Raw genomic sequence first — 16,753 nt, 5'->3', positions numbered from 1 at the left:
TACCTCCGCCCCGCTCGCCATAAAGCGCTTCGGGCACGGAGGTATTTGTATTTATCCCAGCTTAATCCGGGCGAATTTGCGCTTGCCGACCTGTACAATGTCGCCATCGGCCGGGGTGAGCTCGGCATTCGGGTCGTCAACCTTCTGCTCGTTGATCTTCACAGCGCCCTGCTGCACGCTGCGGCGCGCCTCGCTGCCGGACGTCTGCAGACCGAGCGTCACCAGCAGCTTCGCCGCGCGGATGACGCCGTTATCGAGCGCCTCCGCAGGCAGCGTCACGTCTTCGATATCATCCGGCAGCGCGCGCTGCTGGAAGACCGTGACGAAGTGGTGCTGCGCCTCATCGGCGGCTTGCTGGCCGTGGTACATCCGCACGAACGTATGCGCCAGGCGCATTTTGGCATCGCGCGGATGAACGGAACCGTCCTCCAGCCCGCTGCGCAGCCGGGCGAGCTCTTCGTTCGACATGTCCGTCGCCAGCTCGTAATATTTAGCCATCAGCTCATCGGGCACTGACATCGCCTTCCCGTAAATTTCGTTCGGCTCTTCGTCGATGCCGATGTAGTTGCCGAGGCTCTTACTCATTTTGTTAACGCCGTCAAGTCCTTCGAGCAGCGGATTCATGATGGCGACCTGGGCAGCCACGCCATATTCCTTTTGCAGCGTACGGCCCATCAACAGGTTGAACTTCTGATCGGTACCGCCGAGCTCGATGTCGCTTTTGAGCGCAACCGAATCGTAGCCTTGCATAAGCGGATAGAAAAACTCGTGAATATGAATCGGCAATCCGGAGCCGTACCGCTTGGAGAAATCATCGCGCTCGAGCATCCGGGCGACCGTCACTTTAGCCGACAATTGCACGACATCGGCGAAATTCAACGGACCAAGCCACTCCGAATTGTAATACAGGTTCGTTTTCGACTTGTCGAGAATTTTATAGATTTGCTTCTGATACGTTTCCGCGTTGCGCTTCACGTCTTCTTCGGTCAGCTGCTTCCGCGTCTCCGACTTGCCGGTCGGGTCGCCGATCCGCCCGGTGAAGTCCCCGATGATGAGCTGTACCTGATGGCCCAGCTCCTGGAATTGACGCAGCTTATGCAGCACCACCGTGTGCCCGACATGAATGTCCGGGGCCGACGGGTCGAGCCCGAGTTTAACGTTTAACGGCTTGCCGGTCGCGACCGAGTCGATCACCTTATTTCTCAATTCGTCCTCCGGTACGATCTCAACGACGCCGCGGCGAATCGTCTCCAGTTGACGATTCACCTCCTCTTGCTGCGCGGACGAAAGTTCCTCCCATTTTGCCATAACGACTGATTCCTCCTAAGAAATAAACTGAACACATAGAAAAAAAGCCTTCTCTTCCACAAAGGGACGAGAAGGCTCTGCTCGCGGTACCACCCTAATTAAAGTCAGGCTCTCAAGATCTGCGCCTGAACTTTCACTTCATCTGAATAACGGGGGTCCCCCGATCGGAAGCTACTGGCTCATCGATGGCTCACAACCAACATGAAGCGTTCCCCTCCGCTGCTCCGGACCGTAATTCGATCAAAGACGAGTACCGGTTCGCACCTACCACCGGCTCTCTGGGAGCTTCGTTCCTTGGCCTACTGCTGTCCATCCTGGCATTTGTCCGTATACAATTACCGATTATTTAACCATACAACGGCGGCATTGTCAAACGGGTTCGCCCCGTTTCTCTCATCCAAACGTCATGGAACAGTCATGAAAGCGATACCGCCGCGCGGTGTTCAGCTTGACGCTTTATGCTATAATGAACTAGGAATGTTTTTCTAGATCAGGAGGAACCCGGTTTACATGGAGACGGAGAACAAGACTAGATCTTACAAAACAATAGTACGCGCGACCGGTAAATACACGGTACTGACGATCAAATGGCTTTTCATTACGGGCGTTATTGCCGGTTTTCTGGCCGGCGGCGCCGCATTCGGATATGTAACCGCACTCGTGAAGGACGACCCTGTACGCGATAAAGAAACGATGCTCAAGCAAATGAACGACGACGCCTTGACCGGCTTTGTTTACTTCCGGGACGATACGGTCGTCGGCCAGCTGCGCACCGAGGAAGACCGGCAGCTCGCCAGCATGAGCGACATTCCTCAGGTCGTGCTGGATGCCGTTTTTGCGATCGAAGATAACAATTTCTACGAGCATATGGGGATCGATATTACCGGGACCGCCCGCGCAGTAGTCCAGAAGCTGCTGAATCAGGATGTGCAAACCGGGGGAAGCACGATTACGCAGCAGCTTGCCCGGCGCGTATTCCTGTCGCTCGACAAAGCGGACAGCCGGAAGGCGAAAGAAATTTTTCTCGCCATGCGCCTGGAACGACTGATGTCGAAAGACGAAATATTACTTGCTTATCTGAACAAAATCCCTTACGGCAACGGCTCGTCCGGCTACAATGCCTATGGAATCAAGGCTGCGGCCAAAGGGATTTTTAATATCGAGGATTTAAACAAGCTGAACTTGGCGCAAGCCGCCTACTTGGCCGGACTTCCACAGCTGCCAAGCAACTATTCGGCGTTCAACAGCCAGGGCATCTTCGACGGCGCCGCCTTCAAGCGCGCCGTGCAACGTCAGCAGTTGGTGCTTCGCCGCATGCTGGAGGAAGGCAAGATCACCCAGCAGCAGCACGACGAGGCGCTTGCCTTCGATTTAAAGGGTTCGCTCGCCGAACGGGTGAAGAAAGCTTACTCCACTTACCCGTTCTTGATGATCGAAGTGGAGAAGGAAGCGGCGAAAGCGCTGTTGAAGGCGGAGAAGCCGGATCTCGACCCGGAGAAAAACCCGGAAACGTACAACGAAGCTCTGAAGAGCATGCAGGCGCAGCTCAGCCGCGGCGGTTACCACGTCTATACGACGATCGACAAAGATATTTACGAAGAGATGCGTTCCATCGCCCAGAACGAAAAAAACTTCACCCCGGATGACAAGGTGAAGGGGATCGAGCAGGTCGGGGCCGTTATGATCGATAACAAAACCGGAGCGATCCTGAGCATGCTGGAAGGACGGGATTTCTTCAAGGAGCAGTTGAACCACGCGACGCAAGCCTATCGCCAGCCGGGCTCCACCATGAAGCCGATCGCAGCCTTCCTGCCGGCCCTTGAGAAGGGAGCCATTCAGCCGGCTTCCGTCATCGACGACGTGCCGATCATTTTGAAGGACGGCACGAAGGTCGGCTATCACATACCGGAAAACTGGGATGACGGATATCACGGCTTGATCACGGCCCGTACGGCATTAAACCAGTCGTACAACATTCCTGCCATCAAGCTGTTCACCGAAACCGTGGGCATCAAAGAAGCTTGGGCGTTCGCAAGCAAGCTCGGCATCCGTTCCATAACCCCGGACGATTACGTCGCGCAGACGGGCGTTATCGGCGGTTTAAAATACGGCGTATCCGTCAAAGAGCTGACCAACGCTTACGCCACGATAGGCAATGAGGGCGTCTTTAACGAGGCGTTCATGATTCGTAAAATTACCGATTCGAACAACCAGATCATCTATGAGCACGAGAGTAAACCGACAACCGTCTTCTCTCAAGAAACGGCGTACTTGATGACAGATATGATGCGTACCGTCATTACTTCCGGAACGGCAACCGACTTGATGAGCAAGTACAAAAGTTACGGTAAAATTCCGATTGTCGGTAAAACCGGTTCCACCCAGGACGACGCGGACGCTTGGTTTATGGGATATACGCCGGATATTACGCTGGGCGTATGGGCCGGATATGAACTGCCGATCCATAAGCTGAGCAAGAAAACCGGCGGTACGAACCGCGCCAAGAACGTGTGGGCGATGGCCATGAATGCGGCGATCGAGAAACATCCGGAGTTGTTCCCGACCAAGCAATTCAAGCGCCCGCCGAACATCGTCGAAATGACCGTGTCGAGCTTATCCGGCAAACTGCCGAGCGAAGCCGTTTCGGCGGCCGGCAAGCTGACCACCGACATTTTCAACAAGAAATTCGTGCCGACCGATGAAGATAATGTCATGGTGAAGCTTCCGATCATTACCTACAACGGGTTGAACTACATAGCGCAACCATCTACACCGGCGGAGTTCGTGCAGGAGAAGACGGTGATCAAACGCGAAAAGTCGTTAAATCAGCTGTTCAAAGAAATCGGGGAAATTATGAGCCGGATGCCGCAAGACCGCAAGCGCAGCATCGATTTCTACAAGCCTAGAGACTTTGACGAGGACGCCCCGTCGGAAACCGATCCGAGAACCGACGACGGCAAACCGCCGGTGCCGCCGACAACCGTTGTCGCCACCCACTCCGGCGAAACAAGCGTCATCACGTTCCAAGCGAGCGAAAGCGCGGATACGGTCGGATACCGGTTGTACCGTTCTACCAATAACGGCAATTATCAAAGGGTCGCGGGGAAAGTCGTCCTCGCCGGAGCGGAGACGAAATTCACCGACCACATCGCTCCGGGACTGCACGGCTACTATGTCACCGCGGTCGATGTGGCGGGTCACGAATCGCCGCCGAGCAAGGCCGCCTTCACGGACGGCACAGCGATGGAACTGCTCTTCCTGAATCCGGATAGCGGCGACCCGCTTGCTTCAACAGAAGGCGCAAAACCAGGCGAGTCAGGCGAATCGAAGCCCGGCAGCACGAACGGGGCTACCGCAGCCAAAACAGCTCCCGCCGCTCCTTCCGGTCTAGCCGCCAAGTCGACCGGCGGCGGTATCGAGTTAAACTGGAAAGCGAACGCCGATAAAGACAAAGTAAAATCGTACACCGTATATTACAACGAGAAGGAAGACGGAAAGTTCGAGAAAATCGGCACGGTTACTGGAGCCACCCAGTTCCGCTATTATGCCGTATCGTTCGATGGGTTTTATCGCATCACGGCAACCAATGAATACGGCGAGTCTAAGCCTTCAGCGACCGTGAAGTATGTGAAATAGTGCAAAAAAACGTCCGGCAGCCGGACGTTTTTTTGCACCCATTCCCCTCACTTATAACGTTAGGTAAATTGACAGACACCTCACTCCCCTACTACAATAAGACTAAAACCTGCAATCATCTGTTAAGCGATGAACGTTCGGTTTTCGGGAGGGTTCATATGCATATTGTACTGCTTAAGCATTTCGCGTTCGACGACGCTTCGGTTATACTCGCTTGGGCGGAGCAAGAAGGCTGTCAGACGACTGTGTTGTTCCCGCCTGACGGGATCGCGCTGCCCCGTATGGACGATTTTGACTGGCTCATCATTCTTGAGGGGCCGATGAGCGCCTACGACAAGGAGGACTGGCTGCAGCAAGAGAAGCGATTCATCCGTTCGGCCGTTGATCACGGTAAACACGTGTTAGGTATTTGCTTGGGAGCCCAAATGCTGGCTGAGGCGCTCGGCGGCAAGGTGTATCGGAACGAACAGAAGGAGATCGGATGGCATCCCGTGACCCGTACGCGCGCTGCACACCGTTTATTCGAAGATGTGCCTGCCTCCTTTCACTCGTTTCATTGGCATGGGGATTGCTTCGACTTACCGGAGGGCGCGCTGTCCCTCGCCTATTCGGATGCTTGCAGGCATCAAGCCTTCGCCTACGGGGAGCGGGTGCTTGGGCTGCAGTTCCATTTGGAGACAACGCCTTCCTGCCTGGCCATGATGCTCGACCGTTGGCAAGACGAGCTGAGCGATGCCCCGTTCATTCAAACGGCAGACCGCATTCGTCAAGAAGCACACCGCAGTGAGGAGTCGTTCCGCATCCTGCGGCACATTCTCGACCGTTTCGCGGCCATTCGCACGATAGCTAACCGATAGCCCCCAATGCGGATGCAAATAAAAAAAGACAGCGGACTCTCAGGCCCGCTGTCTTTCTTTTTGTTCGAATTAATCTTCAATCGTCGACAGGTCGCCTGTCGGCAAGTTCAGCTCCCATGCTTTCAACACGCGGCGCATGATTTTGCCGCTGCGGGTTTTGGGCAGTTTGTCTTTGAATTCAATCTCGCGCGGAGCGGCGTGAGCGGACAATCCTTCTTTGACGAATTTGGAGATGTCGGCTTTCAATTCGTCGGAAGGCGTATACCCTTCGCGCAGCGCGATGAACGCTTTGATAATTTCCCCGCGCATCGCATCCGGCTTCCCGATAACGCCCGCTTCGGCTACCGCCGGATGTTCCACCAGCTTGCTCTCCACCTCGAACGGACCCACGCGCTCGCCCGCCGTGTTAATGACGTCGTCGATCCGGCCTTGGAACCAGAAGTATCCGTCCGCGTCCATATAAGCGGAATCCCCGGAGATGTACCAGCCGGCAATACGGAAGTATTCTTCGAACTTCGCCGGGTTCTTCCAGATTTTGCGCATCATGGAAGGCCAAGGCGTCTTAATGGCCAAGTTGCCCATCCGGTATGGAGGCAGCTCGTTGCCCGCATCGTCGATGATCGCCGCTTCTATGCCCGGCAGCGGTTTGCCCATGGAGCCCGGGCGAATCGTCATCGCCGGATAATTGCAGATCAATTGGGCGCCGGTCTCGGTCATCCACCAAGTGTCGTGAATACGCTGACCGTATACTTTAAGCCCCCAACGGACGACCTCGGGATTCAACGGCTCGCCGACGCTCAGTACGTGACGCAGCGAGGACAAGTCGAATTGTTTCACGGCTTCGTCGCCGGCGCCCATCAGCATGCGGAACGCGGTGGGCGCGCTATACCAGACGGATACTTTATAACGTTGAATCGTATTGTACCAATCTTGCGGGCTGAAGCGTCCGCCGCGGATCACATTCGTCGCGCCGTTCAGCCACGGAGCGAAAATGCCGTACGACGTTCCCGTCACCCAGCCTGGATCGGCCGTACACCAGTACACGTCCTGTTCCTGCAAATCGAGCACGACGCGGCCCGTATAATAGTGCTGAATCATTGCGTTATGGACGTGATAGACGCCTTTGGGCTTGCCCGTGGAACCGGAGGTGTAATGAATGAGCAGCCCGTCTTCACGGTCTACCCACTCAAGCTCCAATTCTTCGGAAGCGGCAGCCATCTCTTTGTGGAAATCTACTTGCCCTTCGCCCAATTGCAAGTCTTGGCCGACCAAAATGACATGCTTCAAATTCGGAAGCTGATCCACCGGTACGCGCGAAAGCTGAGACGGAGTAGTAACGATCGCCACAGCCTCGCTATCCTCCAGACGATCCCGGACAGCCGTTTCCATGAAAGCTTCGAACAACGGTCCGACGATCGCCCCTATTTTAATCGACCCGAGCAAAGCGAAATACAATTCCGGCGTTCTCGGCATAAAGATGAACACCCGATCGCCCTTCCCCACGCCCAGCTTGCGCAGAACGTTGCCGAAGCGGTTGGATTGGAGCTTCATGTCGTGATAGGTGTACTGCTCGTCGCGGCGATCGTCGCTGTAATACAACGCCACTTTATTTTTTCGTTCGGAGTTCGCATGGCGGTCAATGGCTTCGTGGGCCATGTTGACTTTGCCCGTTTGGGCCCAGCTAAACGTCTGTTCGATCGTTTCCCAGCTAAAACCGGCACGTTCTTCTTCGTAATTTTTCATATTCGAAGTTGTTGCTACAGGTGCAATGCTTTCTACACTTGCTTGATCCATGCCACTTACCTCCCGAAATTATCCGTATTTATTTATATAAAACGCTTTCATTAGACATCTGATATTATACCACAACATCTTTCTATTCGCCTATTTATTTGTTATGCTTAACAGAGAATGTCGGAGGGGAGAAACCGCTCACAAATGGAACACCTTAAAATCTATCACTCCTTTACTATCCCGTATCAGGACACGGAAATCGTCGTTGAAGGCCCTGTATCTCCCGAGCGTCTGCGGGGCTATTCGATGCATCCGGACCTCGATGCGTTTCGCCGTCCGAAGGAACAGTTCGTGGCCCTGGTGGAGATCGCGGAGCTTCCGGAAGGACGTATTATTCTGGCCCGCCATGCGGAGCAGATCGTCGGGTACGTCACGTTCCATTACCCGGACGAACTGGAACGATGGTCGGAAGGCGGAATGAAAGACCTGATTGAGCTGGGAGCCATTGAAGTGGCCGACGATTACCGCGGTATCGGCCTCGGCAAGAAAATGATCCGGCTCGCCTTCGAGGACGAACAATTGGAGAATGTCATTACCTTTACGACCGAGTATTATTGGCACTGGGATTTGGAGAAAAGCGGGCTTACCGTGTGGCAATATCGCGACATGATGGAGAAGTTGATGAAAAGTGTCGACATGGTCTGGTATGCAACCGACGACCCGGAAATCTGTTCTCACCCGGCTAACTGCTTGATGGTGCGTATCGGCAAAAACGTACCGCTGTCCTCCGTCGAGAAATTCGATCGGGTCCGTTTCCGGCAGCGGTTCATGTACTGATGGGGGCGCAAGAGGATGAAACCGAATGCCATATTTATTTACAATGAGCGGGAAACCGCGTACCGTTTTAATGATAGTCACCCTTTTAATCAAAAAAGACTGCATCTGACCGTCGATTTGTTGAAAAAATCGGGCACTTTGCCCGCTTCCTGTATACGCATGCCGGCTTCCGCCGATGAAGGGCTGCTGCGGCTCATCCATTCGCAAGAATATATCGACGCAGTCAAAGGTCTAAGCGCGGCTGCTCCGGCGCCGCAGTGGCTGGATAAAGCAAGCATGTACGGCCTCGATACGGAAGACACGCCGTTCTTCCCGAACATGCACGACATCACGCTCGGTGTCGTGGGCGGGTCGATTCACGCCGTCGATGCGGTCATGTCCGGGGCATCGCTGCATGCCCTGCATCTGGGCGGCGGGCTGCATCATGCGCTACCGAGCAAGGGCGCCGGATTTTGCGTCTATAACGACGCGGCCGTAGCGATCGCTCACGCTAAGGCGGCTTACGGTGCCAGGGTGTTGTACATCGACACCGACGTGCATCACGGCGACGGCGTGCAGTGGTGCTTTTATACCGATCCTGACGTATGTACGTTTTCGATTCATGAAACGGGCAAGTATTTGTTTCCGGGCACCGGAGCGGCGAACGAACGTGGAGACGGTTCCGGCTTCGGCACTTCCGTAAACGTTCCCATGGAACCGTTTACGGAAGACGAATCGTGGCTTGAATGCTTCGAAGAGGTGCTGAATCGCACGATCGCCCAGTTCAAGCCCGACCTGATCGTGTCGCAGCACGGCTGCGACGCCCATGCGTACGACCCGCTCGCCCACATTCATTGCAGCATGGAAATTTTCCGTGCGATGCCGCGAATCATCCACGGCCTGGCCCACACCTATTGCGGTGGACGCTGGGTTGCGCTTGGCGGAGGCGGTTACGATATTTGGCGGGTGGTGCCGCGCGCCTGGAGCTTGCTGTGGCTGGAGATGAGCGACCATCCACTGCGGGACCGGCTTCTAGCGGAGCCCTCCCTCACCCTGCCGAAAGCTTGGATTGACGCATGGCAGCCGCTGAGTGAAGAAGTCCTCCCACACACGTGGCTCGACCCTGTAGACACCTGGGAACCGATGCCGCGCCGTGCAGAAATCGAAGCCAAGAATCGCCAAACGGTGGAAGTGTCAACGCTTTATTTAGCTTAGCTCGAGGACGCAGCCCTAGCGAATGCACGTGAGATATCCTTTTTTCTGAACTAACTGGCCATTATGCGTAACAACTTTTTCTTAATAATAAACGTGAACAAGGTGGGGTAGTTATTGCAAAAGATCTTAGCATTACTACGATTTTTGGCTGGCATACTATGCTTAATCCTTGGCGTTTATGGTTACATGTGGTGGAATACGCTTTTGAAAGAGAGCGGAGGACCCGATCAAGGCAGTGGGATTATAATGGTCGTACCGAATTTCATTGCCATGTTTTTAGTTGTCATCGGATTAGTTTCCTTAAGTCAAGGAATGATTAGACTACTAAAAAAAGGCGTCACGTGACAGATACTTCTGCGGAAATCTAATGGAGCCTAAAAAGACTTCTATAAAGTATTTGTGGTATCTGGTACGATATTTAGGAGGATTTGGCCACCTATAGGCGTATCTCTAACAGAAATGAGGCGCTCCATATTTTTGGCACTGTGCACTTGATGATAATTCAACCTGCCGAAATGGCAGGTTTTTTTGCGTACATTTGAACTTGGAGAAAAATTCGAGTGGCTGGAGAAGCCGTATATCCGGGTAAAAAAGTAAACCACCTATTTTACGGCGGTCCGCAACATTCCAGGTCGGCGCAGCGTTTATTGGTTTAGATCTGAAATATTAAGGATTCAACTACTTTTATCCAAAGGAAGAGAGCCATGATGTCAACACGATTAAAACGCAGTTTGAGCGCTTTGCTCGTCGGAATCACGGTTACGTGTACGTTCCCCCCTCTTGGCGCGGATGCCGCGGCCCCTGCCCTTCAGGCAACCGTCCCTTCATTTCCCGTCACCGTTAGCGGCACCGTACTCGATGTCACGCACGCCGCCTACCCGCTGCTGCTATATCGGGATATCACTTATTTCCCGATGACCTGGAACAACACAACGGCGCTAGGGTTATCCGTCGCCTGGGATCCGGTTAACGGCTTGTCGCTAAGCAAGAAAGCCGGCTGTGAGCCGGTCCGTCAAGATTTGACTGCCGTGCGTAATGATAAGACGAAGCAGGAACCGGTTATGTTGGCGCCGTTTCCCGTTACCGTGAACGGTCAGAAAGTCGATAACGCGCAGGAGCCTTACCCCGTTCTGCTGTACCGAAACATGACCTATTTCCCCATGACATGGCGCTTCACCCACGACGCGTTCGGCTGGACGACGAGCTGGACGACCGGCCAAGGCTTCGGCCTTCAAGCTTGCGGCAGCGGAGCCGACGTACAAGCGAAACAAGCCGACGCGCTCAACCTTGCCAATGGCGGACAGTTAGCCGTACAGGGCGACTGGCTCTACATGAACCCCGCTCAGCAATACAGCGGACCGAATCAGCTTGTCAAAAAGCGCATGGACGGGTCCGGCGAGGTCAAGCTGGCCGATGACAACGCAAGGTACATCCAGCTTGCGGACGATTGGATCTATTACACGTCCTCAAGCCCCGACATGAAACAAATGGACGGTATTCTGAAAATTAAACCTGACGGATCTCAGCGCACCGTCATTTCTGCGGCTCCCACGAACCGGATGTGGGTAGCCGGTGAGCGGATTTACTACACCCGTCTCGCCTTCAAAGCCATGGAAGGCGTAACCGGAGGCGGTTATTATTCCGCAACCGGTATCCACAGCATGAACAAGGATGGCACGGACGATACCGAGCTCGTCGGCGGCAGCGGCGAATTTGACTTTTTCATCCACGATGACCGGATTTATTTCCTTATGCAGGAGTCGGAAACCGGACCTTCGAACTTGTATGTGATGTCGACCGACGGCACACAGCGGACAAAGCTCGCCGAAGGCGTATCCAGGCTGTCCGTTCTCGACGGATGGCTGTATTATGTCAAGAACGGCATGCAATTGAATAAGCTGAGTCTGGACGGCAAGGTCGATATTCCCCTCCTCACATCGGACCAGTTGATTTCGGGACTGCATTACCGTCAAGGCTGGCTCTATTTCATTCATGGCTCCTTTGGAATCATGGGCTCCGCTTCGATTGAAAAGATGCGGATTGATGGAACGGAGCGCAGCTCGCTCGTTCACGCAAGGGCGACCTCTCTATATTTGGTCGATGACGATACCCTCTATTTCCCGCAATCCTACATGGGCGACAACAGGCTGGAACGATTCGAGCTGACACCCTAATTGGCGATAAAGCGCCATTCTGCGCCTCCTGAAGAACGAAGATCGGCCGCTATCACGGTTCTGATCAGGTCCTTCAGGAGGCCTTTTTTGGCCTTAACCCGAGTAGACGCACAAAACCCGCAACCAAAGGCTGCGGGTTCGAAGCTGAGATGCGATTAAAATTGAATTTTCGACTCGAGGAACGCTTTCAGCTCGCTGATCGGCATCCGCGTTTGTTCCATCGTGTCGCGATCGCGAACGGTCACTTGACCGTCCGTCTCCGATTCGAAGTCATAGGTGATGCAGAACGGAGTTCCGATCTCGTCGTGGCGGCGGTACCGTTTACCGATCGAACCGGCCTCATCGTAGTCGACCAAATAATGCTTGGCAAGATCCGCGAACACTTGGTGGGCCCCATCGGACAGCTTCTTCGACAACGGGAAGATCGCCGCTTTGTAAGGCGCCAGCGCCGGATGCAAATGCAGGACTGTCCGGCTGTCGTCGCCTTCCAGCTGCTGCTCTTCATAAGCGTCGATCAAGAATGCGAGCGTCACGCGGTCCGCACCGAGCGAAGGCTCGATACAGTATGGAATGTAACGTTCATTCGTTTCTTGCTCGATATAGTTGAAATCTTCGCCGGAATGCGTCATATGCTGCTTCAGATCGTAATCGGTACGGTCAGCGATGCCCCACAACTCGCCCCAGCCGAACGGGAACTTGTATTCGATATCGGTTGTCGCGTTGCTGTAGTGCGACAGCTCGTCGTCGGAGTGATCGCGCAAGCGGATGCTGTCTTCTTTAATGCCGAGGGCTAGCAACCAGTCGCGGCAGTAGGCGCGCCAGTACTCGAACCATTGCATGTCCTCGCCCGGCTTGCAGAAAAATTCAAGCTCCATTTGCTCGAATTCGCGTGTCCGGAACGTGAAGTTGCCCGGCGTAATTTCGTTCCGGAAGCTTTTACCGATTTGGCCGATCCCGAACGGCAGTTTCTTGCGCATGGTACGTTGAACGTTCTTGAAGTTCACGAAGATGCCTTGCGCCGTTTCCGGACGCATGTACACCACGTTGGCGCCGGACTCGGTAACGCCTTGGAACGTTTTGAACATCAGGTTAAATTGGCGAATTTCCGTATAATCCAAAGCGCCGCAATCCGGGCAAACGATCTTATGCTCGGCGATCAGCTTCTCCATATCGGCGAACGACAGGCCGTCGACGATCATTTCGATGCCCTTCGCGTTGAGCGCGTTCTCGATCAATTTATCGGCGCGATGCCGCACTTTACATTGCTTGCAATCGATCATCGGGTCGTTAAAGTTACCGACGTGACCGGAAGCGACCCAAGCTTGCGGATTCATCAAAATCGCCGCATCCAAACCAACGTTATAAGGCGATTCTTGAATAAATTTTTTCCACCAGGCGCGTTTGATATTGTTTTTCAATTCCACGCCAAGCGGACCGTAGTCCCATGTATTGGCCAAGCCGCCGTAAATTTCGGAGCCCGGAAAAATAAAGCCGCGGTGTTTCGCCAAAGCGACGAGTTGATCCATTGTTACAGAAGACATAAGTTTGTTACTCTCCTTCTATGTATAATTCTCGGTCAGCCTTGCAATCGTTTCAGCATCCCGTCCACGATTTGGAACGAATGATCCGAAGCCATCAACGTGAATTCGGCAAAATTGACATGCGCCGAACCGTCCGCCTTATCGGACATCGAGCGGATCACGACGAACGGCACCCCGTTCATCGAGCACACCTGTGCAACCGCGGCGCCCTCCATCTCGACGCAAGCGCCCTGCAGCTCGCCGTACAGCCCTGCTACCGTCTCGCGGCTGGCGATGAATTGGTCGCCGGATAACACTCGCCCTTCGAGCACGCGCTCACCGAACAGCTCCCGGCTCACTTCCGCCGCAAGTTTACGCAGCGACCCGTCGGCGGCGAACAGCGAGGTCGCCTCGTACGGAATAGTGCCCCGCGGAAAGCCAAGCGCCGTCACGTCCATATCGTGCTGTAAACATTCCGAGGAAACGACGATATCCCCTACGTTCAAGGAGGGGTCCACCGCCCCCGCAACGCCGGTGAAAATAACCGCCTGCACGCCGAACGTATCGATCAAGAGCTGCGTCGTCACGGCAGCATTCACTTTGCCGACGCCGGATTTGCACAGCACGACGGGTTGCCCGTGGAAACGGCCCTCATAGAACGTGATTCCGGCTTTTACCGTTTCGCGCGTCTCGGTCAGATGTTCGTGGAATTTGTCGATTTCCTCTTTCATGGCGCCGATGACGCCAATCTTATCGTAAACCAAAATCAGTTGCCTCCTTTTACAAAAAGAAGTGGCTCATATCAACGATGAGCCACCGAATTTCTATGAATGACCTCATGCGGCAAAATCACTTGCGATAACTCCGAAGCGTCCTTCGTTTCCTTGTTCATCAGCTTCGTCAGCAATCGCATCGCCACCGCGCCGATATCGTACATCGGCTGCGCCACCGTTGTCAGCTGCGGCCGAACCATCGAAGCCATCCGGATATTGTCCACGCTGATAACCGATACATCTTCCGGTACCTTGACGCCGTTATCCTGCAGCGTGTGGATGGCGCCGATCGCCATCTCGTCCGTCGCTGCGAATATCGCCGTCGGCCGCGGATCAAGCGTTAAGAAATATTTCGTCACTTCAAGCCCGGATTCGTAACGGTAATTGCCGACTCGCACATAGTCTTCGCGAAGCGGAATACCCGCTTCCTCCAGCGCTCTCTTGTATCCTTGGTAACGCGCGAAGCCGTTGGCCGGATCCTGCAAATGCCCGGAAATCATCGCAATGTCGCGATGGCCTTGTCCGATTAATGTCGCCACGGCATCATACGCTGCCTTCTCGTGATCGATATCGACGGAAGGAAGCTTCCGCTGCTCGTCCGCCGTTGCGCAAAGCACGACCGGCACCGAGGACGTTTTGAACGCTTGCACGTGTTCTTCCGTCACTGCGCCGCCCATGAACAATAGCCCGTCCACCTGCTTCTCCAGAAGCGTGTTGATGACGCGGATCTCTTTCTCTTTCTTCTTGTCCGCGTTGCAAAGAATAATATTATAATGGTACATGTTGGCGATATCTTCGATCCCTCTCGCCACTTCCGAAAAGATGGAGTTGGAAATATCGGGAATGACCACGCCGACGGTCGTTGTTTTCTTGCTGGCGAGTCCACGTGCAACGGCGTTCGGACGGTATCCCAAGCGTTCGATCGCTTCAAATACTTTCTTGCGCGTTTGCGGTTTCACATTCGGATTGTTGTTGACAACCCTCGAGACGGTTGCCATGGAAACGCCTGCTTCTCTGGCTACATCATAAATTGTCACAGTCACGGCCATTCTCTCCATTGTAATTTAAAGTATAATGCGATCAGGTCATTTAGCCTTATCATACGACAAAATGCCGGGTTACGCAACGAATTTGGGCTTACGCTTGTGTTTATAGTATCAAATTTATGCCAAAAAAGCCAACTGCGAAGCAGTGGCTTTCAAAAATCTTGCACCGTTAGCGAATGCTTGGCAATCTGCGACAGGCGTTTGCGCAGATCTTCGATCCACGGCCCGTCCTGCAGCGATTGGGCGAGCAGCAGCAAATCGAGCAGTTCGTTAATCCGCTCCTCTATGATCACTTCGATCGCATCCGAGGCACGTTTTTTCTCCGTCACTTTCATCATCAGATAAGCGATCTCGCTAATTTCGTTAAAATTCACCTGCTGTTTCTCAGGCTTGCCTCCAAGCGTTCCGATCAATCCGGTTAACTCGGGCTTCACTTCGGCAAACACTTCGCTCCGGTTACAGGAGTCGCATGAATGAATAGGCACGTTATCGATTTCAACTTTATTCTGATAGATAACCGTGCGGAGCCTGATATTCATCGATTTCCCGCATTTGCATAACTTCACCAACAATACCACTCCTTCTGGCGGCACACCCAACCTTACATGAGAACATGGCGACACAAGAAGCCTAGCCGGCTTTCCTGGTCCGATAAATAGAAATATTCTACCTTCGTTCATATTCTCCTGCCGCTCGAAGTCTAGCAATTATTAGCAGTCGTTACGCCGTTCGAAAAACCGCGCTACGCTTGGAATGGAAGCGGTCAACATGGCAAGCGCAGCCCCGATCGCATCATTGCGGAGATCCATCACATCCGGGGTGCGTCCCGGTACGAACATCTGATGGAATTCGTCCGTTACGCCGTAGCCGATGCACATCAGGACGACGAGAAGCTTCGTGCGCCAGCTTAGCCGTCTTGGTCGAAGCCCCCATAAATATGTCAGCGCCAGTCCGTAATAGGATACGAAATGGCCCCAATCGAAGCCTTCCATAAAGGGGATCCAAATGCGAATTTGGTCCAGCCAGCCGCCTAAATCGTCGCCCGTTCGGGACGAAAAATAATAAATGGCCGCCATCCCTAGGACGGAGGGCAGCCATCGAAGCCATACATTCATTTCGCTATTTCCCCTGCTCTTTTATTTCTGTGAGAAGCTCGCCAATACGTCCACGAACGCTTTCGTAAACGCCGGCAGATCGGGCGGTCTGCGACCGGATACGATGTGACGGTCAACCACGACTTCCTCGTCGACCCAAGTAGCTCCCGCGTTCTCCAGATCGTCCTTGATGCCCGGTGTCGACGTCATCGTGTATCCTTGGCAAATTTTCGCCGAAGCAAGCACCCAGCCTGCATGGCAAATGTGCGCGATCGGCTTCTGCGCCTCATGAAATTCTCGCGTCAGCCGCAGAACGGACGCATAGCGGCGCAGCTTGTCCGGCGCCCAGCCGCCAGGCACGTACAAGCCGATATAGTCTTCGGACTTCACCTCGTCAAGCGCGTACACCGTCGTTAACGGCACGCCGTATTTCCCATGATAGACCTGATTCGCCTTCGGGCCTGCCAAATGCACCTCGGCGCCGGCTTCCCGCAAGCGAAGCACGGGGTACCACATCTCCAAATCCTCAAATTCTTCGTCCACGAAGGCAAGCACTTTGTAACCTTTCAGTTCCATGGTC

General features: G+C 54.0%; 13 protein-coding genes and 1 other annotated feature. Of the genes, 5 read left to right on the top strand and 8 right to left on the bottom strand.

Annotated elements, in window-relative coordinates:
- Positions 1-51: 51 nt before the first annotated feature.
- Positions 52-1,308, bottom strand: a complete 1,257-nt coding sequence (tyrS, locus tag ACZ439_RS23885; protein WP_054798751.1) for a tyrosine--tRNA ligase — start codon at positions 1,306-1,308, stop codon at positions 52-54.
- Positions 1,309-1,367: 59 nt separating this feature from the next.
- Positions 1,368-1,633 (bottom strand) — a binding site (T-box leader).
- A 185-nt stretch (positions 1,634-1,818) separates the two neighbouring features.
- Here tyrS and ACZ439_RS23880 point away from each other — a divergent pair.
- Together ACZ439_RS23880 and ACZ439_RS23875 are read left to right on the top strand one after the other, a co-directional pair.
- Positions 1,819-4,944, top strand: coding sequence for a transglycosylase domain-containing protein (locus ACZ439_RS23880; RefSeq protein WP_155615452.1), 3,126 nt, complete (start codon positions 1,819-1,821; stop codon positions 4,942-4,944).
- A gap of 158 nt (positions 4,945-5,102) precedes the next feature.
- Positions 5,103-5,801 carry a type 1 glutamine amidotransferase gene (locus tag ACZ439_RS23875; RefSeq protein WP_054797021.1) on the top strand — a complete coding sequence of 233 codons (699 nt, stop codon included), beginning with the start codon at positions 5,103-5,105 and terminating at the stop codon, positions 5,799-5,801.
- 69 nt (positions 5,802-5,870) lie between these two features.
- On the opposite strand, the gene acsA is transcribed toward ACZ439_RS23875, so the two are convergent.
- A complete protein-coding gene (gene acsA, locus ACZ439_RS23870) occupies positions 5,871-7,595 on the bottom strand; it encodes an acetate--CoA ligase (RefSeq protein WP_127610498.1) in 1,725 nt (574 codons plus the stop codon).
- Positions 7,596-7,739: 144 nt separating this feature from the next.
- On the opposite strand from acsA, the gene ACZ439_RS23865 reads away from it, so the two are divergent.
- The 3 genes from ACZ439_RS23865 to ACZ439_RS23855 all read left to right on the top strand — a co-directional run bounded on the left by ACZ439_RS23865 (position 7,740) and on the right by ACZ439_RS23855 (position 11,740).
- A complete protein-coding gene (locus ACZ439_RS23865) occupies positions 7,740-8,372 on the top strand; it encodes a GNAT family N-acetyltransferase (RefSeq protein WP_054797020.1) in 633 nt (210 codons plus the stop codon).
- A gap of 15 nt (positions 8,373-8,387) precedes the next feature.
- The gene (locus ACZ439_RS23860) at positions 8,388-9,566 is read left to right on the top strand and encodes an acetoin utilization protein AcuC (RefSeq protein WP_127610494.1); all 1,179 of its coding nucleotides are present in this window, start codon (positions 8,388-8,390) and stop codon (positions 9,564-9,566) included.
- Between the two features lie 707 nt (positions 9,567-10,273).
- A complete protein-coding gene (locus ACZ439_RS23855; RefSeq protein ID WP_464620288.1) occupies positions 10,274-11,740 on the top strand; it encodes a DUF5050 domain-containing protein in 1,467 nt (488 codons plus the stop codon).
- 155 nt (positions 11,741-11,895) lie between these two features.
- Here the strand turns inward: ACZ439_RS23855 and ACZ439_RS23850 are convergent, their stop codons facing one another.
- The 6 genes from ACZ439_RS23850 to ACZ439_RS23825 all read right to left on the bottom strand — a co-directional run bounded on the left by ACZ439_RS23850 (position 11,896) and on the right by ACZ439_RS23825 (position 16,749).
- Complete coding sequence (locus ACZ439_RS23850; RefSeq protein ID WP_155615449.1) at positions 11,896-13,281, bottom strand: glycine--tRNA ligase; 1,386 nt, start codon at positions 13,279-13,281, stop codon at positions 11,896-11,898.
- Positions 13,282-13,316: 35 nt separating this feature from the next.
- Entirely contained in the window at positions 13,317-14,024 is a 708-nt protein-coding gene (locus ACZ439_RS23845; protein ID WP_054797017.1) for a 5'-methylthioadenosine/adenosylhomocysteine nucleosidase, read from the bottom strand.
- 38 nt (positions 14,025-14,062) lie between these two features.
- Complete coding sequence (ccpA, locus tag ACZ439_RS23840; protein ID WP_127607401.1) at positions 14,063-15,091, bottom strand: catabolite control protein A; 1,029 nt, start codon at positions 15,089-15,091, stop codon at positions 14,063-14,065.
- Positions 15,092-15,231: 140 nt separating this feature from the next.
- Positions 15,232-15,648 (bottom strand): hypothetical protein, encoded by a 417-nt coding sequence (locus ACZ439_RS23835; RefSeq protein WP_127607399.1) that lies wholly within the window; start codon positions 15,646-15,648, stop codon positions 15,232-15,234.
- A gap of 141 nt (positions 15,649-15,789) precedes the next feature.
- Positions 15,790-16,194: a VanZ family protein gene (locus tag ACZ439_RS23830; protein WP_141333722.1), complete on the bottom strand. Its 405-nt coding sequence runs from the start codon at positions 16,192-16,194 to the stop codon at positions 15,790-15,792.
- Between the two features lie 21 nt (positions 16,195-16,215).
- The gene (locus ACZ439_RS23825) at positions 16,216-16,749 is read right to left on the bottom strand and encodes a type 1 glutamine amidotransferase domain-containing protein (protein ID WP_054797016.1); all 534 of its coding nucleotides are present in this window, start codon (positions 16,747-16,749) and stop codon (positions 16,216-16,218) included.
- Positions 16,750-16,753 lie beyond the last annotated feature (4 nt).

The sequence above is a fragment of the Paenibacillus sp. JCM 9796 genome (assembly GCF_055379675.1).
Note: the sequence above shows the minus strand (reverse complement) of the source record. Positions and strands in the feature narration are given on the sequence as shown.

Bases quoted from the DNA above. Each gene is read 5' to 3' on its own strand.
- ACZ439_RS23860 (WP_127610494.1), top strand. From the start codon at position 8,388: ATGAAACCGAATGCCATATTTATTTACAATGAGCGGGAAACCGCGTAC.
- ccpA (WP_127607401.1), bottom strand. From the start codon at position 15,091: ATGGAGAGAATGGCCGTGACTGTGACAATTTATGATGTAGCCAGAGAA.
- ACZ439_RS23875 (WP_054797021.1), top strand. From the start codon at position 5,103: ATGCATATTGTACTGCTTAAGCATTTCGCGTTCGACGACGCTTCGGTT.
- acsA (WP_127610498.1), bottom strand. From the start codon at position 7,595: ATGGATCAAGCAAGTGTAGAAAGCATTGCACCTGTAGCAACAACTTCG.
- ACZ439_RS23865 (WP_054797020.1), top strand. From the start codon at position 7,740: ATGGAACACCTTAAAATCTATCACTCCTTTACTATCCCGTATCAGGAC.
- ACZ439_RS23855 (WP_464620288.1), top strand. From the start codon at position 10,274: ATGTCAACACGATTAAAACGCAGTTTGAGCGCTTTGCTCGTCGGAATC.
- ACZ439_RS23825 (WP_054797016.1), bottom strand. From the start codon at position 16,749: ATGGAACTGAAAGGTTACAAAGTGCTTGCCTTCGTGGACGAAGAATTT.
- ACZ439_RS23880 (WP_155615452.1), top strand. From the start codon at position 1,819: ATGGAGACGGAGAACAAGACTAGATCTTACAAAACAATAGTACGCGCG.
- tyrS (WP_054798751.1), bottom strand. From the start codon at position 1,308: ATGGCAAAATGGGAGGAACTTTCGTCCGCGCAGCAAGAGGAGGTGAAT.
- ACZ439_RS23830 (WP_141333722.1), bottom strand. From the start codon at position 16,194: ATGAATGTATGGCTTCGATGGCTGCCCTCCGTCCTAGGGATGGCGGCC.
- ACZ439_RS23850 (WP_155615449.1), bottom strand. From the start codon at position 13,281: ATGTCTTCTGTAACAATGGATCAACTCGTCGCTTTGGCGAAACACCGC.